This window comes from Clostridium coskatii, from assembly GCF_001675205.1.
GTDB classification, from domain to species: Bacteria; Bacillota; Clostridia; order Clostridiales; family Clostridiaceae; genus Clostridium_B; species Clostridium_B ljungdahlii.
The window spans coordinates 1-19904 of record NZ_LROR01000046.1 but is presented as its reverse complement, the minus strand read 5'-3'; the positions used below and the strand labels follow the sequence as shown (position 1 = coordinate 19904).

Annotated in this window: 18 protein-coding genes; 6 read left to right on the top strand and 12 right to left on the bottom strand. The window is 30.6% G+C overall.

The window, feature by feature from the left end; genetic code table 11:
* Nucleotides 1-178 precede the first annotated feature (178 nt).
* The 4 genes from CLCOS_RS09815 to CLCOS_RS09800 all read right to left on the bottom strand — a co-directional run bounded on the left by CLCOS_RS09815 (nt 179) and on the right by CLCOS_RS09800 (nt 4278).
* The gene (locus CLCOS_RS09815; protein WP_242866864.1) at nt 179-811 is read right to left on the bottom strand and encodes a HutD family protein; all 633 of its coding nucleotides are present in this window, start codon (nt 809-811) and stop codon (nt 179-181) included.
* Nucleotides 812-875: 64 nt separating this feature from the next.
* Entirely contained in the window at nt 876-1766 is an 891-nt protein-coding gene (locus tag CLCOS_RS09810; RefSeq protein WP_063599922.1) for a potassium channel family protein, read from the bottom strand.
* 85 nt (nt 1767-1851) lie between these two features.
* Nucleotides 1852-3267 carry a cysteine--tRNA ligase gene (gene cysS / locus CLCOS_RS09805; protein WP_063599923.1) on the bottom strand — a complete coding sequence of 472 codons (1416 nt, stop codon included), beginning with the start codon at nt 3265-3267 and terminating at the stop codon, nt 1852-1854.
* A gap of 93 nt (nt 3268-3360) precedes the next feature.
* On the bottom strand, nt 3361-4278 hold the full coding sequence (locus CLCOS_RS09800) for a patatin-like phospholipase family protein (RefSeq protein WP_013238736.1): 918 nt from the start codon (nt 4276-4278) through the stop codon (nt 3361-3363).
* Nucleotides 4279-4416: 138 nt separating this feature from the next.
* Here CLCOS_RS09800 and CLCOS_RS09795 point away from each other — a divergent pair, with 138 nt between their 5' ends.
* Nucleotides 4417-4812 (top strand): hypothetical protein, encoded by a 396-nt coding sequence (locus CLCOS_RS09795; protein WP_063599924.1) that lies wholly within the window; start codon nt 4417-4419, stop codon nt 4810-4812.
* A gap of 89 nt (nt 4813-4901) precedes the next feature.
* Here CLCOS_RS09795 and CLCOS_RS09790 read toward each other — a convergent pair whose 3' ends face one another.
* Together CLCOS_RS09790 and CLCOS_RS09785 are read right to left on the bottom strand one after the other, a co-directional pair.
* Nucleotides 4902-5291, bottom strand: coding sequence for a hypothetical protein (locus CLCOS_RS09790; protein ID WP_063599925.1), 390 nt, complete (start codon nt 5289-5291; stop codon nt 4902-4904).
* Between the two features lie 280 nt (nt 5292-5571).
* Nucleotides 5572-6543 carry an ROK family protein gene (locus tag CLCOS_RS09785; RefSeq protein ID WP_063599926.1) on the bottom strand — a complete coding sequence of 324 codons (972 nt, stop codon included), beginning with the start codon at nt 6541-6543 and terminating at the stop codon, nt 5572-5574.
* 195 nt (nt 6544-6738) lie between these two features.
* On the opposite strand from CLCOS_RS09785, the gene CLCOS_RS09780 reads away from it, so the two are divergent.
* Entirely contained in the window at nt 6739-8595 is a 1857-nt protein-coding gene (locus tag CLCOS_RS09780) for an APC family permease (RefSeq protein WP_063599927.1), read from the top strand.
* A 113-nt stretch (nt 8596-8708) separates the two neighbouring features.
* Here the strand turns inward: CLCOS_RS09780 and CLCOS_RS09775 are convergent, their stop codons facing one another.
* Nucleotides 8709-10025: a cation:dicarboxylate symporter family transporter gene (locus CLCOS_RS09775; RefSeq protein WP_063599928.1), complete on the bottom strand. Its 1317-nt coding sequence runs from the start codon at nt 10023-10025 to the stop codon at nt 8709-8711.
* A gap of 305 nt (nt 10026-10330) precedes the next feature.
* On the opposite strand from CLCOS_RS09775, the gene CLCOS_RS09770 reads away from it, so the two are divergent.
* Nucleotides 10331-11635 (top strand): ATP-binding protein, encoded by a 1305-nt coding sequence (locus CLCOS_RS09770; protein ID WP_013238730.1) that lies wholly within the window; start codon nt 10331-10333, stop codon nt 11633-11635.
* 7 nt (nt 11636-11642) lie between these two features.
* The gene (locus CLCOS_RS09765; protein WP_013238729.1) at nt 11643-12569 is read left to right on the top strand and encodes a response regulator; all 927 of its coding nucleotides are present in this window, start codon (nt 11643-11645) and stop codon (nt 12567-12569) included.
* 61 nt (nt 12570-12630) lie between these two features.
* On the opposite strand, the gene infC is transcribed toward CLCOS_RS09765, so the two are convergent.
* From infC to CLCOS_RS09750, 3 genes are all read right to left on the bottom strand, one after another.
* Nucleotides 12631-13149: a translation initiation factor IF-3 gene (gene infC, locus CLCOS_RS09760; RefSeq protein WP_023161700.1), complete on the bottom strand. Its 519-nt coding sequence runs from the start codon at nt 13147-13149 to the stop codon at nt 12631-12633.
* A 131-nt stretch (nt 13150-13280) separates the two neighbouring features.
* On the bottom strand, nt 13281-14126 hold the full coding sequence (locus CLCOS_RS09755) for a purine-nucleoside phosphorylase (RefSeq protein WP_082853466.1): 846 nt from the start codon (nt 14124-14126) through the stop codon (nt 13281-13283).
* A gap of 45 nt (nt 14127-14171) precedes the next feature.
* The gene (locus CLCOS_RS09750) at nt 14172-14807 is read right to left on the bottom strand and encodes a cobalamin B12-binding domain-containing protein (protein WP_013238726.1); all 636 of its coding nucleotides are present in this window, start codon (nt 14805-14807) and stop codon (nt 14172-14174) included.
* A gap of 189 nt (nt 14808-14996) precedes the next feature.
* Here CLCOS_RS09750 and CLCOS_RS09745 point away from each other — a divergent pair, with 189 nt between their 5' ends.
* Both CLCOS_RS09745 and CLCOS_RS09740 read left to right on the top strand, forming a co-directional pair.
* Nucleotides 14997-16550 (top strand): PucR family transcriptional regulator, encoded by a 1554-nt coding sequence (locus CLCOS_RS09745; RefSeq protein WP_063599929.1) that lies wholly within the window; start codon nt 14997-14999, stop codon nt 16548-16550.
* 49 nt (nt 16551-16599) lie between these two features.
* Nucleotides 16600-18453: an ASKHA domain-containing protein gene (locus tag CLCOS_RS09740; protein ID WP_063599930.1), complete on the top strand. Its 1854-nt coding sequence runs from the start codon at nt 16600-16602 to the stop codon at nt 18451-18453.
* Nucleotides 18454-18500: 47 nt separating this feature from the next.
* On the opposite strand, the gene CLCOS_RS09735 is transcribed toward CLCOS_RS09740, so the two are convergent.
* Nucleotides 18501-19613: a uroporphyrinogen decarboxylase family protein gene (locus CLCOS_RS09735; protein WP_013238723.1), complete on the bottom strand. Its 1113-nt coding sequence runs from the start codon at nt 19611-19613 to the stop codon at nt 18501-18503.
* 1 nt (nt 19614) lies between these two features.
* Nucleotides 19615-19904: cobalamin B12-binding domain-containing protein (locus CLCOS_RS09730; protein WP_193756607.1), on the bottom strand; the 290-nt coding region annotated here is incomplete at its 5' end.

Genomic DNA, 19904 nt, shown 5'->3' with positions numbered 1-19904 from the left:
CTTATTGAAATTTAGTCTTTTCCTATATATACTTGCACTTCCATCTTATGGTGATGAAATAAAAATGATACTATTAAACTATATTCTGTGAAATACTTTTCCAAAGATGAGCATAAAAAAAGCATTTCTGCTTTTTTATTAATAAACATAAATGCTAAGTTAAAAATATTACTTTAAATTAATATACTATTTCTGTCTTTACAACTTTAATGTCTTCTTCACTTTTATTGCAAAATTTAATATTAAAAGGATCACCATTAACCAAAGTGGTTACAGCTAATGTATCTTTGTTGTTAAGATACACTTTCATACCACTAATATAAGTCTCCACTTTTTCACCCAAAATATAAAATGCATATGTAATTTGTTTTATATCTTTTTCTCTATTAATATACTCACTTGGATTAAGTCTTTCTTCATAAATTTTTTCACCTTCAAAAGTGTATGTCTCTATTTTTCCCTGACATCCAAGAGCCATCATTAAGTTAAAATCTGTTACCTTTCCAAAACTTTTAGTATTCCAATCACCCATAAAATTATCCTGTTCAAAAGGCTTTAAATCTTTTTCATAGTGTCCCTCATGATGGAGAGTTAAATTCCCGTCTATGCTCATTATGATTCTAGCAATTCCAGGTAAATGAGTGAATACAGATTCTTCATCTATAACCTTTGCAGAACTTAATCTCCATTTAAAATTTCTTTCAGCATATTTTGCTTCATAAGGATATATTAAAAGCTCTGTAGTAGTCCCTCCCGACCATCTGCTTGTCTTATATTCATCCGACCTTATAATTTTTACTGTATTCATCATATTACGCATCTCCTCATACATATAGATTTAATTCTAGATAAATTATATCACAACAAATTTTATTTTAATTTCTATTCCAAAATAAACAGGAAGTAAAGGTGCCTACTATTATTATCCCTAGTATAGTTTCCATAATTACCATAAAACGTACTATAGTAGAATTAGGTAAAATATCACCATATCCCAATGTGGTTATAGTTACAGCACTAAAATATATAAAATTCTCTATTGGATATTTGAAATTTCCACAAACCACTGATTTAAGTACCAGAGGACTATTGTCCAAAAATGATATGGAATTTTCAACAAGCTTTGGAAAATAAAAACTTAGCGGATAATAAAAGTAACCTTCTTTAAAAAATTTACTTTTAAACATAGTATAGTCATTTACCCACATATATTTAGTATCTACTTTTTTTAACTTATTTGCTTGACTTTTCTTATAGCAATTAAAGATTTTATACGTTTCATTTTCATTTACTGTATAAAAGCATATTTTTAATTTACAACTGTTAAACTTACTATTAACCCTATCTTCTCCCATATCTTCTAGGCTTATATGGGTTACGCCCTTATCTTTTAACAATGTACTATAATAGTTGGCCCACAATTTTCCTAAAGACTTATCAAAGGAAAATACCTTTATAGAAGAACCTGAATCATCTACAATTTCTAAATTTGAAAAAGGTCTTTTGTATTCATCAGAATTTATTAAATCTTCCACAGTTCTTTTCAATTCTCTGCTTTTAATTTTAATGTTTAGATTTTTTTTAAATGCATCTATTTTTGTAGTCATATTTACATCTTTCTGAAATACAAAAAAATCTCCCCTAGAATTATTTGCAATGTTCCAATAGATAAGCCCAAATAAAAGTAATACAGTTACATAGGAAAATGCCAATACAAACAAAATGGTTTTCTTTTTAATTTTATATATACTAATAAACTTCTTCATAAACATACCTCTATCTACTGTATATATATTTATACTTTTTGAAAAAGTTTATTATCACATTTTCCTATTAATTTTTCACCCTAATCTAACTGTTTCTAATCTTCAGTTTAGTCCCTTCTTTTGAGTCTATTATATCTATTCCCATGGATTTAAGCTCATCCCTAATAACATCTGCCTTATGCCAATCCTTGTGGTTTCTTGCATCATTTCTCTCACATATGAGTCTTTTGATATCTTCTGAATCCAACTTTTCTAAATTATGATTGTTGGACTTTAAAAGATCCAGTGAAAAAACAGTATCAAAACTTTCTATAAGTAAGCTTTTTTCCTTATTTGTCAATTCATTATCTTTTATAACTTCAAATAACACGGTAAATGCATTTGGTATATTCAAATCATCACTTATCTTTTCCTGAAACTTATTTTTATACTTATTAACAAGTTCCTTATCTGCCCTCTCATTTTCTTTTACATTTGAAACTATATCTGCAACTTTCTCCTTTAATTTTTTGTAAGCTAATTGTGCCTGCCTTAATGCGTCAAAGCTAAACATAAGCTGTTTCCTATACCTAGATTGAAGACAAAAGTATCTATAATCCATAGGTGAGAAACCTTCCTTTTCAATTTTAGAAAGAGTTAAAAAATCACCTTTTGATTTAGACATTTTGCCATCAGATAACACCAAAAATTCTCCATGCATCCAATAATTTACCCATTTGTGTCCAAGTACTGCTTCTGATTCAGCTATTTCATTTGTATGATGTACTGGAATATGATCTACTCCACCGCAGTGTATATCTATTCTATCTCCTAAGTATTTTATTGACATAGCAGAACATTCTATATGCCATCCAGGAAAGCCTTTTCCCCAAGGGGAATTCCACTGCATTATTTGATCTTTAAATTTAGAATTTGTAAACCAAAGTACAAAATCCAGCGGATTTTTCTTATTCTCATCCACATCTATTCTAGCTCCTGCTTCCAATTCTTCCATACTTAAATTGGCTAGTTTATTATAATCTTTAAACTTATCAATTTCATAATACACATTACCTTTTGATGTATAGGTATATCCCTTTTCCTCCAGTGTCTTAATTATGTCTATCATATCTTGAATATGATCTGTAGCCTTACAAACTATATCAGGTTTTCTTATATTAAGTTTATGACAATCCTCAAAAAAAGCATTCTCATAAAATTTAGCAATTTCCCATACAGTTTTATTTTCACGCTCAGCCCCTATTTGCATTTTGTCTTCACCTGTATCTGCATCAGATTGCAAATGTCCTACATCAGTTATATTCATAACATGCTTAACTTTGTAGTGACCATATTCAAAAGCTTTCTTTAATATATCTTCAAAAATATATGTTCTTAAATTTCCTATATGAGCATAATTATAAACTGTAGGACCGCAGGTATAAATTCCAACTTTTCCTTCATTTACAGGAACAAATTCTTCTTTTTTTCTACTCATTGTATTATAAACGTAAAAATTCATAGTATATCTCCCCTTACTAGGCATAAACTGTTAAAATTGTGTTATAAATAAATATTATCACAATTTTAATATAATTCAATAATCTCACATGTCCTATTTTACATAATCCCTTATATAATTGTTAAAATCCCAAAGATGTAAAAATCTTTCTGAACTACTATATCCTGATTGGAAAAGTTTCATTCTCATTTTACCGGATATATTAAATTCTGTACTTCTAACTCCCAATGTTGGAATAAATACAGTTCTAACTGCATATTTATCCTTCACATACACTTCTTCATTTTTATCTATCATAGTCCCAAATATATCAAATAAGTAAGAAATAAAGTCCATCTTTTTCGATTCTCCATAGTTTATATCCTTTTCCGCTAACTTAAACCCTATTGTAGGGAACTCTGGTACTTCCTCTGTATCAAATATCCATATTGGAAAATTACTGAGTATGCCCCCATCAACTATATAACTGCATTCACCTTTATAATAAAATTTTACCGGTTTAAAATAAAGGGGGATACTTATACTCATTCTAACTGCTTCTGCTATCTCAAACTTCATAGGATCTATGCCATATTCTTTCAAGTCATCTGGTAATATTATCATTCTCTTTTTAGTTATATCTGATGCTACTATTTTAAGAGGTGACTTTCCATCTACACTTATATCTCCAAAAGTTCTTTTTCCCTTTTTAGATATGAGTTCTCCAATATATTCTTTTACAGCATCTGAAGAATATATTCCCTTATCTTTAAAAAGTGTAAAAGACTTTTTAATTAAGGAAAGCTCTCTTATCCATTTTTTTTTAAAGAATACATCTTTGTCTAGGTTCATAGCTATATTTTTTAATTCTTCTCCCTTATACCCTACTGCTAAAAGTGAGGCTATTACCGCTCCAGCAGAAGTTCCTGCAAACTTATTCCACTTATATCCCATTTTTTCAAAACAACATACTGCTCCTATAAGTCCTATTCCCTTCATACCTCCACCTTCAAATACAGCATTTGCTATCATAAAACCACCTCAATATATAAATATGTAAATTTTCATATATTGGATACTTAAAAATCGATTATAGAATATTATTCAAAATAAGTGGGAAACTATAACTATAATTATTGATGTTATATTAAAGGAAGGGAGATTGTCAAAATGCGAATTGAAATTTACTATAAAGGCATTAAAAACGCCAACGAAGCTGTAAAAGAACTTAAAAATGAAGGATTTAGTAATACCGCTGTGGATTTAAATGACAATTATATAGACCCTTTAAGCGCTAATTCAGATTTTGGTATAAATTTTTCAAACGTAATAAATTCCTCAGGAGTTTCCTATACTTCCTCTGGAAGGACTCTTCCATCTACAAGTCCCATGATAAGTGGTTTTGGTAGTTTTAGAGACCTTGAAAACACATCTTATAAAGTAATTGTAAATTCTAATTCTTTAGATAATGAAAAATTGAAAGAAACCATAAAAAAAACTGGTGGAAAAATCAAAAGTTATATTTCAAATAGTGAAAGTAAAGTTGGGAATAATAGTTTACTTTAATTTTAAGTAAACATAATAATTTTTACGTTAATTAAAAGCCTCACATAGGTGTCTTAAAATTTTATAACTCATTATGTGAGGTTTTCTTTTTAAATTTTCTCACTATCATTCCGTACAATTTTATCTTTGTCCTTATTTATTTCCCCTGCAACGGATTGTCTTAATTGTTCTATTTGAGTAGCAGTCAAATCAGGCAATATTTTTAATATTTCTTCTTCAAATTTTTTTTGTTTGTTAGAAATAGTACTCTTTATGTTTGAATTTATTCTAAAATATTCATCTACAACTCTCCACACTTCTCTGGCAACTTGCAGGCATCCATTATATCTATTAATACGTATTTTTTGTATAACCTCCTCCTTTCTTTTCTCAACTAATACTACAATGGCATCTCCAATAGCTTTAATTACAGCAACTAACACCCCTACTATGACAGTTACAGCTATAGGAACAATTCCATTAATAATACTCTGTAACATTTACAAGTTCCCCCTTAAATTTACTTTAAATGTCTGTTACCAATTAGTTTATTAATGTAATGTACGTAATGTTCCTATTTATTGTATACGTAAACATATATATTGAGAAAAACAAGGCAGCTAGCTGCAGCTAATTTTCATAACAACCTTCCATAAGGCATTTGAAAGAAAATAGCAAGTCAAAGATGCGACGGTTATTTTTTATCAGACAAGGAGGCAGGTTCCGCAGATAGTGAATCCTATCTAAGGGTTCTACCGACGCAGTATGATAAAAAATACACTAGCATACTGACTTGTTATTTCTTTGAAAATGCCTTATAGCAAGAGCTGCAGCTCCAATAGCTCCGGAATCTTCTCCTAAAAGTGCAGAAAGTATATTAGTGTTTTCGCTTATAGATTGAAAACATCTTTTTTTTACAACCTGTTTTACTTTACTTAAAACTATACTTCCACCCTTGGAGACTCCTCCTCCTATTACAACTACTTCCGGATCAAAGCAAGTTACTACATTTGCCACACATATTCCAAGATAATTTAAAGCTCTGTCTAATATCTTTTTAGATACTCCATCCCCAAGTTCTGCCTCTTTAAACACTTCTTTTGAAGTTATATTCTTATATTTGGAAAGGGAAGTACTCTCTCCTGTTTTTACTGCTCTTTTTGCTTCTCGTGCTATAGCAGTACCAGATGCAAGTACCTCTGCACATCCATAATTTCCACAATTACATAGAGGACCTTCTTTTTCTAAAGTCATATGCCCTACTTCCAGTGCATTTTTAGTATTACCCCTATATATTCTACCATTTAATACAGCTCCTCCCCCTATTCCTGTAGAAACTGTTATAAATACCATGCTTTTACTGCCCTTGCCTGCACCAAACATATATTCCCCTAGTGCCGCTGCATTTGCATCATTATCCAAATATACGGGAATCTTAAAATTATCCTTTATTGGCTTTACAATATTAAAATTTCTAAAAGGCAAATTGGGTGTACATATTATCTCACCTTTGTCTATATCAAGCGGACCTGGAGATCCGATTCCCACGCCTACTATTTTTTTTCTGTCAACTTTACACTCCTCAATTACCTTCTCAATAATCTCTATCATCCTATTTAATATGAAATTTTCCCCTTTTTCCGCTTCCGTTGGTAAAGTAGCCTTACTTATCACTTGTCCCATGAAGTTTACAACAGCAGCACAAACTTTGGTACCACCTAAATCAACTCCAACTACATATTTACCTTTCAAGTTATCTTCTCTCCTCTCCATATAATATTTCCATTAAAATATAATATATCACATATTTATACCATTAACTAATTTTTATAAAAAGGTATATATCTATATAAAGTTACTCAAAATAACTTAAATTAGAGTTATTAAGCTGGATTAATATACACATATTATAGATATGTATTTTTTATATGTTTTGGAGGAAGTATTATGTTAGAAAAATTTGTAGATGTTTTAATTGGTAAACCACTGCCAAATGAACAAACATCACATGAAAAATATAATATTTTATTCGGATTAGCAATTATGGCTAGTGATGCTATTTCATCAGTTGCATATGCAGCAGAAGAAATTTTAGTCGTATTAATAGGCGTATTAGGTTTAGCCGCCTATAACTGGCTTGGATGGGTTTCATTAATGATTATAGGCTTATTGTTTATTCTCACCATATCATATGTTCAAATTATCAGGGCATACCCACAAGGTGGAGGTGCTTATATAGTTGCCAAAGAAAATTTAGGTATAAGACCAGGATTAGTTGCTGCATCTGCATTATTAATAGATTATATATTGACGGTTGCAGTAAGTGCTAGTGCTGGAGTTGCAGCAATAATCTCAGCTTTTCCTGCTTTAGAAATTCATAAGATTTCACTAGTAGTGGGATTAATTATCATACTTACTATCTTAAATCTAAGAGGTGTTAGTGAATCATCTAAAATATTTAGTATACCTACTTATTTATTTATATTGGGTATGATAACTATGATTATATATGGTTTTATAAAATACTCTATATATGGTGCAACTGCACCTATGATAAATACTCCTATTAAGACAACTGGAACATTAAGTATATTTTTAATTCTTAGGGCTTTTTCTTCTGGCTGTTCAGCATTAACGGGATTAGAAGCAGTAAGTAATGCAGTCCCTAACTTTAAAAAGCCTAGCCAAAAAAATGCCAAAATAGTTATGATATTATTATCAAGTTTAATATTGTTTATCTTTGGTGGTACTTCACTACTTGCTAGATTTTACCATGCTATACCAACAAAAAATGTTACAGTTCTATCTCAAATAGCATTTGGTGTATTTGGCAGAAACTTTATGTACTATTTTATACAGATTACTACATCCATAATATTAATAATGGCATGTAATACAGCTTTTACAGGGTTTCCCATGCTAATGTACGTTGTTGCTAGAGATGGATTTGCACCAAGACAATTCACTATGAAAGGTAAGAGGCTAAGTTTCTCCATAGGCATTGAAGTATTATCCCTTATTGCAGGGGTATTAGTACTTATATTTAAAGCAGATGTTCACAGCCTAATCCCGCTGTATTCAGTAGGTGTTTTCTTGTCCTTTACTTTAGCACAAACGGGAATGGTGCTGCATTGGAAGAGTAGTACTGAAACTGGATGGAAAAAGCGTGCTTTAATTAATGGTATAGGTGCCATAGTAACTATAATTACAACACTTATAATTATATATGAAAAAGCATTAGCTGGTGCATGGATAGTTATTGCTTTAATTCCTATACTGGTTATTATTATGGCATCTATAAAGAGACATTATAATAAAGTGGCAGAACAGCTGAGAGCATCAAAACAAGATATATCAAATATAGAGTTAGGTAAAAAATTTACACATATTTGTATAATTCCTATTGCAAGTTTAAATAAAGCAACGTTAAACGCTTTACAATATGCTAGGAGCATAACACCAGATGTAATAGCTTTAAATGTATCCATTGATAAAACTTCTATAGAAAAACTAAAAACTAAATGGTCTGAATTAAATACAGATATATTACTAGTAACTAAGTATTCTCCTTATAGACAAATAATAACTCCATTGCTCAAGTATATAGAGATCATATCAAATGCAGCTTCTGAGGATGAAAAAGTAACTATAATATTGCCACAATTTATAACACATAAGTGGTGGGGAAATTTTCTTCATAATCATACAGGATTTTTGCTTAGAGAGAACTTACTGAGGAATAAAAATATTGTAGTATCAACTTATCCTTATCATTTAAATGATGAAGAATTGAATCAACTTTAGGTGCCTGGCACCTAATGGGAATATTTTTATCCCACTTGGTGCCAGGCACCATTATACAGAAAGTGCTTTCACGAAACCGTGAAAGCACTTTTAACAGAGACTACATATAACAACTATGCCTCTACACTTTTTAATTTATCTTTATGATCTTTGTGATCTATAATGGATTGGTAATACTTTTCACCCTTTTCCTTGTCATATACATGTTCCCAGTTGGCAACAAATATACTAGCTAAAGAATTTCCAACAACATTTACTACTGTTCTTCCCATATCTAAAAGACGATCAATTCCAGCTATAAAAGCAAGACCTTCTATTGGGATGCCACAAGTTCCAAGTGTAGCTAGCAATACTACAAAAGAAGCTCCTGGAACACCTGCTATTCCCTTTGAAGTTATCATAAGTACTATTACTAAACTTATTTGAGCTCCAATGGAAAGATGTATACCATATAACTGTGCTATAAATATAGCTGCCATAGATTCATAAAGTGTAGAACCATCAAGATTAAAAGTATAACCTGTAGGAATTACAAAAGATACTGTAGCACTTGGGCACCCGTATTTCTCCATTTTTGACATCAATCTAGGAAGTACTGTTTCTGAACTAGCTGTACTAAAAGCAAGCAAAAGCTCATCTTTTAATATTCTTATTATTTTGATTATACTATTTCCAACCAATTTTGCTGCTATTCCCATAAATACAAGTATAAAGAAAATCATACCCGCATAAACTAATATCATTAGCTTACCCAATGGAATGAGAGATTTAAGTCCAAAATTGCATACGGTGCATCCAATTAATGCAAATACACCTATAGGTGCAGTTTTCATAATTTGGTTAGTTACCCAGAACATTGTGTCTTCTACACCCTGGAAAAAGTTCAATATAGGTTTTCCTTTCTCTCCAATAGATGCAACTCCAAGTCCAAACATAACAGAGAAGAATATAATTGGAAGCATGTCTCCTTTGCTTAAAGAATCCATTATATTCGTAGGGAAAATATTTATTATAGTATCTACAAATCCCTTATTAGTAGCCTTTTTTGCAGTATCAACATAACTAGCAATGTTTGTCTTAGTCAAGCTGCTCATATCTACACCTGTGCCTGGATGAAATATGTTTGCAAATACAAGACCAACGATTAATGCGATGGTAGTCATTATTTCAAAATATACTATAGTCTTTAAGGCAAGCATTCCTACCTTCTTCATATCACCTACTCCTGCAACACCTACTATAAGACAGGATATTACAATAGGTATAACTATCATTTTAATCAGCCTTAGAAAAATAGTTCCAAAAGGTTGAAGATATTTAGGTAGATTTGGATTACCATAAAAAACAGCACCAACTATAACTCCAAGTATAAGACCAATTAAAATTTGAGTGGCTAGTCCACCTTTAAGTTTTCTTTTCTTCTTTTCCATTTTAATCCCCTTCCCGTATTTTAAATAATTGCATCGTTATTTTGTAAACGATTAATATGTGTACATATTTCCAACAACTTAATATTACAACTCAACATACAAAAAACTATATTATTATACTGAAATATATAAAAAAATTTTATTAATTTTATAAATAAAGAATATATCTGCATATACTAATTTAAATTTCAAACTAATTTAAATATATAATTAATAATATTTTTGTAGAAGTTTGTCAATCCTATTTATTTAATTTATAATATATAGGGTTTTATTTTTATATAATTAAAATGAGGTGTGTTTACTTGAAAAATACTGCATCTGCCTTAAAAGAAGATTTATTTATTTTAATATTAATAGTAGTTTCAATACCAATAGTTGGAGAATTTAAATTTTTTCCACTGAATAGTACTTTTCGTGTTAGCTTCAGTCCTGTACTATTTTTGTTTTTCTTATTTTGGATTAAAAAGCTTCCCATACCTCTATATGGAGTCGTAGCTGGTATATTTACTGTTATATTTAGAGTTGTTCTTGATTGCGTGCTTCAAAGTGGATTTGAATTTCATCAAGCTTTTTTAATAAATTCTCCTGCATTTTTTTACTATTTAGTTTTTTCATGTTTATTTTATTTAACAAAAATAAATAACTTACACAATAATCCTCTTTTGATGGGTACTTTAGCTGCCTGTATAGACATACTTTCCTCAACTTGTGAACTTGTAGTGAGGTTTTTAGTACTTAGAAATTCTATTTCAGTTTATGCCTTTGGGTTGGTTTCCATAGTCGCAATTATACGATCTTTTTTTGTACTCGGGTTTTTCAACATAATAAAGTTAAATGAAGTGAGAACAGCCGCTAACCAACAAAAAGAGCAAAATAGATATATGCTGCTGCTTATTTCAAACTTATATGCAGAATCTGTACAATTAAAAAAATCCCTAACCTTTGCAGAAAATATTACAAGAGACTGTTACACTTTATATGAATCTTTCAAAACCAATTATTCAAAATTGAATAGAGATGAATTGTCACAAAGTTTATTAAAAATTGCAGGTCAAGTGCATGAAATAAAAAAGGACAACCAAAGAATATATTCCGGACTCTCTAAAATGATTTTATCTGAAAATTCTAAGGATTATATGAATATTGAAGAAATCTGCAATATAATAGTAGACACAAATAAAAAATATTCTCTCACTCTTGGGAAAAGCATTGATTTTTCAGTAAATATAGCATATAGTGGTATACCTGATCTTCACATTTATACTGTACTGTCACTTGTGAATAATTTAGTATCAAATTCTATAGAATCCATAGAAAATACAGGTACTATAAAAATTTATATAGGTAAAGTAGAAGATTTTATTAAATTTCAGGTTTCTGATAATGGCATAGGGATACCTGAAAAGAAAAAGGATCTCATTTTTAAACCCGGCTATACAACAAAATATAATAAGCTAGGAAAACCATCAACAGGAATAGGTCTTTCTTATGTAAAACAAATAGTTACAAATTTGAAAGGAAGAGTTATGCTAGAAAGTGCATCTAATTCAGCTGAAACTACTTTTACTATTGAGCTTCCAATTAAAAGTTTGATAAAGGAAGGATGATATAAATATGAAATTTTTTATTGTAGACGATGATGAAGCTATTCGTTCAATGTTATCTGAAATAATTGAAGATTATAATTTGGGAGAAGTTGTTGGTGAAGCAGCAAATGGCGTTCCCATATCAAGTAGTTTTTTATGTACTAAAAAAGTAGATATACTTATAATTGATCTTTTAATGCCAGTTAAAGACGGTCTTCAAACTATAAGTGAACTTGACCCTTCTTTTAAAGGTAAATCAATAATGCTATCCCAAGTAGAAAACAAAGAAATGATAGGGAAAGCTTATTCTTTAGGTGTACAGTACTACATTACAAAACCAATAAACAGACTTGAAGTAATTGGCGTTATAAAAAAAGTAGTTGAGCAAATAAAAATTGAAAAATCCATAAGTTATATTCAAGACACCTTGAACTTTTTAAAAATGGATACACTAGATAATAAGAACAGTTCAAAATCAAGTAAAGGTATTTTAGAATACAGTGAATTTATATTAAATCAATTAGGTATAATTGCTGAAAGCGGCAGTAAAGATCTACTATCCATTGTAGAATATTTATATACCCGTGAGAACACAAAAACTATTGAAAAGGATTTTCCATCTTTAAAAGAAATATTCACTAAAATCTCTGAAAAAAAACTCGGGCAAAGTTCTTCTTCAATTGATATAAAAAAAGAGATAAAAGCGTCAGAACAAAGAGTTAGGAGGGCCGTGCTTCAGTCACTAAATTATATAGCCTCTCTTGGGCTTACAGACTATTCCAACCCAAAGTTTGAAGAATACGCTGCTGAGTTTTTTGATTTTACGGAAGTAAGAAAAAAAATGCTGGAACTAAAAAATAATACTCCTCTTAGTCAACCTATACATATAAATGTTAAAAAATTTATCAAGGTTTTATATATAAAATCAAAAAATTACAAAAGCAATGATATATAAAAAATAGTATCAGAATTTTTACTAAAATTCTGATACTATTGTTCTATTTTTACTAAGTACTCTATTTCTTAGGGGCTAAAATCATAAACATATTATTTCCTTCTAATTTAGGTGCTCTTTCCACTACTGAGCTTTCATCTAATTTACTTAAAAACGTGTCAAAAACTTTCCTACCTAAACTTGTATAATTATTTTGCCTCCCCCTAAACCTTATAGAAACCTTCACTTTATTTCCTTTGGCCAAAAATTTCCTCGCATTATTTGCCTTGATTTCTATATCGTTTTCCTCAATAGTAGCACTTAATCTAACTTCCTTTAATTCTACAATTTTTTGATTCTTTTTAGCTTGTTTTGCTTTTTTAGATTGCTCATAAAGAAATTTACTATAATTCATTATCTTACATACAGGTGGCTTAGCCTGCGGCGAAACTGCTACTAAATCCATACCCTGCTCTCTTGCCATATTTAAAGCATCTTTAGTATTTACAATTTCACTTTCTTTTTCTCCTACCAATCTAATCTTGTCTGCCCTAATTTCTTCATTTAAGTTATTTTTTTTATTAATAGTATACACCTCCACAAATTAAAGTTTACCCATTTACTATTATATATAAGCATTCCGTCTTGTGCAACCACAAAATATGGTTATTCATCTCATTTTCTCAATATTTTTCAATTGCAATAATAAATATGTGTTTTAGTTTTCCTAATCTATATATTTTCTATTATTGCTTTAATCAATTTCGTAAACTTTTCACTAGCATAGAGGGAATTTTTTATAACTTCTTCATGATTTAGGGCTTGTTTCAATATCCCTGCTGCCATATTAGTTATGCAGGATATTCCAATAGTTCTCATACCACTGTGATTTGCCACAATCACCTCAGGAACTGTGGACATTCCCACTGCATCCCCTCCTAATACACTTAGCATCTTTATTTCAGCTGGCGTTTCATAGCTTGGCCCACTCATGTAAGCATATACTCCTTCTTGAATTGGTATGTGCAATTCATGTGCCACCTTTTTTACCATTTCTCTAAGATGACTATCATATGCATCAGACATATCTGGAAATCTAGGTCCAAATTTCCCCAAATTCTGTCCTATTAAAGGATTTTGTCCTGATAGATTTATGTGATCCTTTATAAGCATCAGATCTCCACTTTTATAATTTTTATTTATTCCTCCTGCAGCATTAGTTACTATTAGGTTTTGAATTTCCAACATCTTCATAACTCTAACAGGAAAAGTCACTTCTTTCATTGAATATCCTTCATAATAATGAAATCTGCCCTGCATTGCAGCTACTACCTTACCTTGAAGTTTTCCTACAACAAGACAGCTTTTATGACCTTCCACTGTAGAAATAGGAAAGTTTGGTATTTCGCTATAAGGATATATTTTTTTGTCTTCAATTTCATCTGCGATATGCCCAAGACCCGATCCAAGTATAAGTGCTATCTCTGGTTTTACCTTTATTCCAGAGCTTATATAACTTGCAGCTTCCTCTATATTTGAGTTTAAATCTGTACCATTTTGTTTAAACATTAAATGCATTTCACTTCCTCTCTGCTAAATTTTATTATAGCACAAAATTTTCAACTATTTTATAGATTTCATCCCATATATTTCTTTACAGTATTGTACTGTTTCCTGAATTGTTCTAGGAAAAAAGTCTGCCTTTACATATTCACAAACCTGTTTATCCAATACTCCCCCTCCAATTAATATCTTAATTTCTTTTCCAAACTCTGTATTCCTTATAGATTGTATGCATTCCTTTAAATTTTCAAAGCAATTCGTCAAAAGACATGAAATGGCTACAACCTTAGGATGATATTCTTTAATTGCTTTAATAAACTTTTCAGTTGATACATCCGTTCCTAGATCAATTACTTTAAAATCATTACTGCTCATGGCAGTACATACTATGTTTTTACCTACATCATGTATATCTCCATAAATAGTTCCCATAACAAATACTCCATGTTTAGCTGTGCCAGAGGGCATTAAATCTTTAAGTATTTGTGAAACTTCTTTAAATATTTCTCCTGATATAATAAGTTCAGACATAAAGTATCTTTTTTCTTGAAATCTTTTTCCTACAATTTCAATACCCTTTTGCAAATAACCTACAATATCCATTACAGGTACATTTGCTTTTATAAGAGCATTTACTTCTTCAATGACTAAATCTTCATCAAGTTCTGCCATTGCGTCTATAAGTACCTTGCTCATAAAAAATATCCCCCTCATAATTTATACTTATGTATATAAACTACCATAAATACACCCATAAAGCATCATACAATATGAAGAAATTTTAACTTAAAAGTATACAATATGTATAATATGCTCTTCTAATAACAAATTAGCACTTTTATTATGTCAAATAATAGTTTATTATGATATTGAGAGGTGTTTAATATGGGGATGGATCTACGTACTTTCCTAGGCAAAATAAAAAATTATAATCCTAGGTTATATATTTCACAAACAGAAGGAATAACAATTAAATATGTTAAACTCCTTGAAGAAAATCAAACTTTATTTGAACCAGACTATTTATATGTATGCAAAACCTTTAATTTTAAAAAAATCCCACCGCAAAAAGGTGCTATAAATATACTTTGTATTAAAACTGACGATCTTCAATATAAACCAGATAAAAATTCCATAGTAAATTTAATAGTGTTGAATACTAATATGGATATATTTAAAACTTTCAATGAAATACAAAGTATCTTAATAAAGTATCAAGAATTTAGTATAGCTTCAACAAAACTATTAGATGCTTTAATAAGTGGAAAGGGGCTTGAATATATAGTAAATACGGGATGTGAGATTCTTAAAAACCCTATATGTATCCTAGATCTTAGCTTTAAGCTCATTGCATCTTCCAAAGATATTAAAGTAGAGGATCCTGTATGGATTGAACTTTTAACTAAAGGCTACTGTTCCTACAACTTTGTACCTATGTCAAATGTTCGAAATTTTATTGATGTAGTACACAAAAGCAGTTCTCCTATTTTTATAGGAAAAGATAAATTTAGAATTCCACGTATAATATCAAATATTAAAATTAATGATAAAGTAGTTGGATATGTAACTGCATTGGAGTGTCAAAAACCATTTTCTAAAAATGACATAGAATTTATCTTTCTTTTATGTAAAGTAGTTGCTTCTGAAATGCAGAAAAACAGTTCACTGCAAAACATAAAAGGATTGAAATATGAAAATTTTATCATGGATTTACTCAATGGAAAAGAAACTGATACACGAGTTATTGAAGAAAGGTCAAAATTTTTAGATTTACATTTCAAACCTAATCTCTATATACTTGTAGTAAATGTACCTCAAAATAATTTTGTAAACATCCCTCTTCACAGGGTAAGAGATGCTATTGAATATATGCTAGTAGGAAGTAAGTCTGTCATATATGAAAATTCTGTTGTCATACTAATAAGCCAAAAAAATAAAATATCAGATATTGATCACAGTTTTAGTAAAGTCATAGACTTCTTTAAAAAAAATAATATACATGGCGGTTTAAGTAGATGTTTTCATGATCTAGCTAATACCAGAAAATACTATGAACAAGCTTTAAAGGCTATTACACTTGGTATGGGACTGAAAATAAATAAATTTCTTTTTTTCTACGAAGATTTAGCAATATTCCATTTATTAGAAACATGTTCATCAAAAAGTGATTTAAAAAATTTTTGTCATGATTCAATATTTAACTTAATGAGATATGATAAATCCCATAATACCAAATACTTAAAGTGTCTTCGTTTTTACTTGTCAAATGAAAAAAATCAGTTGAAAACATCAAAAACTTTAAACATTTGCAGGAGTACTTTAGTTCATCGTATAGAAAAAATCCAAGAAATTATGGGCGTTAATTTAAATGATGTAAAAATTACATTTCATCTCAATTTAAGTTTTATTATACTTGAATATATTGATGAATTTAAATAGGTTGTTTATATTTATGAATATAAATTTCATATCATTGGGGGTATCTTAAATGAGCAATTACACAGTTACTTTTAAACCTGAAAACCGCATAATATCTGTCTGTGAAGGAACTACTCTTAAAGAAGCTATTACAGCTGAAGGATTAGATTTTGATTTTCCCTGCGGTGGAATGGGCACTTGTGGTAAATGTAGAATTAAAATATTAGATAAAAACTTAAAGGCTACAGAAAAGGAACTTAAATTTTTAGAAGAAAAAGAACTTAAAGAAGGTATACACCTTGCTTGTGAAACCAAGGTCTACAGCGATATAACCGTTCAACTAAATCAGAAGAAAAATGAAGTCTATAATATACTACAATCATCCACAAAAAGGACCTTTACTATTAAACCTCTTATTGAAAAAGTTTACGTAGAAGTAGACTTGCCTTCCTTAGACAAGCAGAAATCTGATTTAAAACGTTTAAAAGAGAAATTAATGCAAAAAAAACCAAATTATAAAGATATTAAAATGAATATTTCTGTTTTAAGGGAACTGCCCGTGAAACTTCGTCAAGCAAACCACCATATAACTGCAGTTATTCACGGCAATGAGATTATTGGTATAGAAATGGGAAATACTGAAAATACCATGCTTGGTGTGGCTTTTGATATTGGTACTACTACTATTGTAGCTTATCTAATGGATCTATATACTGGAAAGAAACTTGCTGTTTCTTCAGCAATGAACCCTCAAATAAAGTTTGGGGCAGACGTAATCTCACGTACAACTTTTGCCAATCAAAATGAAAACGGTGTTAAATTAATGCAATCTACTCTCTTGGATGTATTAAATAAATTAATTGAAGATAGTGTACATAAAGCAAATATATTAAAGGAAAACATATATGCAATTACCATTGTGGGAAATACCTGCATGCACCATCTATTTCTAGGTCTTACTCCAAAATATATTGCATATATACCTTATGTTCCCGTAATAAGCGAAACACTGGAATTAAAATCATCAGATCTTAACCTTCACATAAATCCATCAGGTAAGGTATTTGTGCTTCCAAATATTGCTGGGTTTGTAGGGGCAGATACTGTAGGTGTAATTTTAGCCTCAGAAATGGATAAAAGTAAAGATGTAAAATTAGCTATCGATATAGGTACTAATGGCGAAATAGTCCTAGGATCTTCAAAGAAACTTGTCTCCTGTTCTGCTGCAGCAGGTCCTGCTTTTGAAGGAGCTCAAATAAGCAGCGGTATGAGAGGTGCAAAGGGTGCTATAGATCATGTAAGCTTTGGTGAATCTCTAAACTACACTGTTATAGGAAATGAAAAACCTGAAGGTATTTGCGGATCTGCTCTACTTGATATTGTGGCAGGACTTGTGAGACTTGGAATAATAAATAAAAGAGGAAAGCTTTTATCCCCTGACAACTTTATAAATCCAAATGCACTTCCATTTAAAAATAATATAGTAACTTATGAAGGTGCAAATGCCTTCTTAATAGTTCCTCCATCGGAAACAGCACATGGACGTGCTATTATGCTTACTCAAAATGATATAACTTCACTTCAGCTAGCAAAAGGAGCTATATCTGCAGGTATAAGCATACTTGTGAAAAAGTGTAATATAAATACATCCGATATAAAAGAAGTAATCTTAGCTGGTGCTTTTGGTAACTATATGGACCCACATAGTGCCTGTACAATAGGTTTAATTCCACCAGAGCTTGAAAATAAGATACAATTAGTAGGAAATGCTGCTGGTACAGGTTCAATGCTTGCCCTACTGTCAAATGACGAATATGAGCATTCTAATACTATAGCTAGTAAAGTAACTTACATTGAATTAGGAGCACAAAAAGATTTTAACAGAGAATTTGCTCATGGAATGCAATTTCAAGATTATAAGTAGAATAAAAAAATTCACCAGTTAAATTAAACTGGTGAATTTTTTTATTTCTATCTGCCTGTAGCTGCAGAAATCATTGCTTTTACATTTTCAACTTTTGCATTTGGAGGTACACTACATCCACTTGCTAAAATAAATCCATCTCCCATATCTTTAACAAGTTTAGAAGCATAATCATACACTTCATCAGGAGTACCAAGAACAAGCTTCCCAGCAGGTACATCTCCTTTAATGCACATACGATCTCCAAGCTTTTCTTTTATTTTATAAATATCTGTTACACCATCTGTTTCAAATACAATCTTTCCCTTTGGAAAATCTTTAAAGTAGTCAAGATCACGCTCCCAGTTTCCATCAATGTGGATGCTACATATTGTGCCTTCTTCTATAACAGCATCTGCTGTCTCCTTAATATATTTCCATACAAAACGCTCCCATAACTTAGGAGAATAGAATTCACTAGCTCCACGTGCTGGAGAAAGGAAAAGTACATCTGGTTTAGTAGCTCTTATTTGCTTCCTTATGCCTTCAACTACTTCTGCCTGAATAACATCCAAAGTTTCCTCAACTTTATCGGGCATTCTAAATAAATCCCTCATAAATTTTGCCATAGAACGTCCTCCACTCAAATATTCATTTACAGTTATAACTGCAGCAGGACTATATACTACAAATCCAGCATCTTTGACATTCTGATCGGCTTGTGGAGCATAAGCTGCATCTGCCATAATCTCATCAACATTAATTCCCAATCTATCTTTTAAGTAACCAGGCATAAAATTGTTCCAGCCTTTATTTATAATGGTGTCATAATCCTCTGGCTTCATCATTTCTGCTTCATCAATCTGCCAAAGCATGTCATCTGCAAGCTCTCGTCCTGGAAGCTTAACTCTTGACATAAATTCTAATGGAAATAAAGGTCCTACAGAGTAGGATGAATTAACTCCATCCACATCTCCCAAATCTTTTAGAGAATCTATTATAACTTTATTCGATACTTTGACACTATCTTTTCCACAAATATCTGCCAACTTCAATCCCATATGTCTAGCGGCAAAAGAATCATTCATAAGTATAACAGGTGTTCTATCTGTTTTTTCTAATGCCAATGTTTTTCTAAATCTATCTAAACGTTCATTGTATAATTGTTGTGTTGTCTTCATATTACTTTACCCCCATAGCTTTTTTACAGAAATCTACTGTCTGCTGTGCATCTTTACAAACTAAATCTGCACCCATATATTTTCCTGCTGCCTCGTCTACAGGACCACCTCCAACTAAAATCTTTAAATCCTTTCTAAGTCCTGCATCTTCTATTTCCTTTATGCATTGTTTTACGTTATCAAAGCAAGTAGTTAAAAGACAAGATATTCCTATTACCTTAGGCTTATATTGTTTTATAGCTTCAATATATTTTGATGTAGGTACATCAACTCCAAGGTCTTTTACGTCAA

What these genes read in the sequence shown, in the direction of transcription:
- CLCOS_RS09780 (WP_063599927.1), top strand. Translation starts at nt 6,739, where the DNA reads ATGTTAGAAAAATTTGTAGATGTTTTAATTGGTAAACCACTGCCAAAT.
- CLCOS_RS09740 (WP_063599930.1), top strand. Translation starts at nt 16,600, where the DNA reads ATGAGCAATTACACAGTTACTTTTAAACCTGAAAACCGCATAATATCT.
- CLCOS_RS09795 (WP_063599924.1), top strand. Translation starts at nt 4,417, where the DNA reads ATGCGAATTGAAATTTACTATAAAGGCATTAAAAACGCCAACGAAGCT.
- CLCOS_RS09790 (WP_063599925.1), bottom strand. Translation starts at nt 5,291, where the DNA reads ATGTTACAGAGTATTATTAATGGAATTGTTCCTATAGCTGTAACTGTC.
- CLCOS_RS09775 (WP_063599928.1), bottom strand. Translation starts at nt 10,025, where the DNA reads ATGGAAAAGAAGAAAAGAAAACTTAAAGGTGGACTAGCCACTCAAATT.
- cysS (WP_063599923.1), bottom strand. Translation starts at nt 3,267, where the DNA reads ATGAATTTTTACGTTTATAATACAATGAGTAGAAAAAAAGAAGAATTT.
- CLCOS_RS09750 (WP_013238726.1), bottom strand. Translation starts at nt 14,807, where the DNA reads ATGAGCAAGGTACTTATAGACGCAATGGCAGAACTTGATGAAGATTTA.
- CLCOS_RS09765 (WP_013238729.1), top strand. Translation starts at nt 11,643, where the DNA reads ATGAAATTTTTTATTGTAGACGATGATGAAGCTATTCGTTCAATGTTA.
- CLCOS_RS09810 (WP_063599922.1), bottom strand. Translation starts at nt 1,766, where the DNA reads ATGAAGAAGTTTATTAGTATATATAAAATTAAAAAGAAAACCATTTTG.
- CLCOS_RS09745 (WP_063599929.1), top strand. Translation starts at nt 14,997, where the DNA reads ATGGGGATGGATCTACGTACTTTCCTAGGCAAAATAAAAAATTATAAT.
- CLCOS_RS09815 (WP_242866864.1), bottom strand. Translation starts at nt 811, where the DNA reads ATGATGAATACAGTAAAAATTATAAGGTCGGATGAATATAAGACAAGC.
- CLCOS_RS09755 (WP_082853466.1), bottom strand. Translation starts at nt 14,126, where the DNA reads ATGCATTTAATGTTTAAACAAAATGGTACAGATTTAAACTCAAATATA.
- CLCOS_RS09800 (WP_013238736.1), bottom strand. Translation starts at nt 4,278, where the DNA reads ATGATAGCAAATGCTGTATTTGAAGGTGGAGGTATGAAGGGAATAGGA.
- CLCOS_RS09735 (WP_013238723.1), bottom strand. Translation starts at nt 19,613, where the DNA reads ATGAAGACAACACAACAATTATACAATGAACGTTTAGATAGATTTAGA.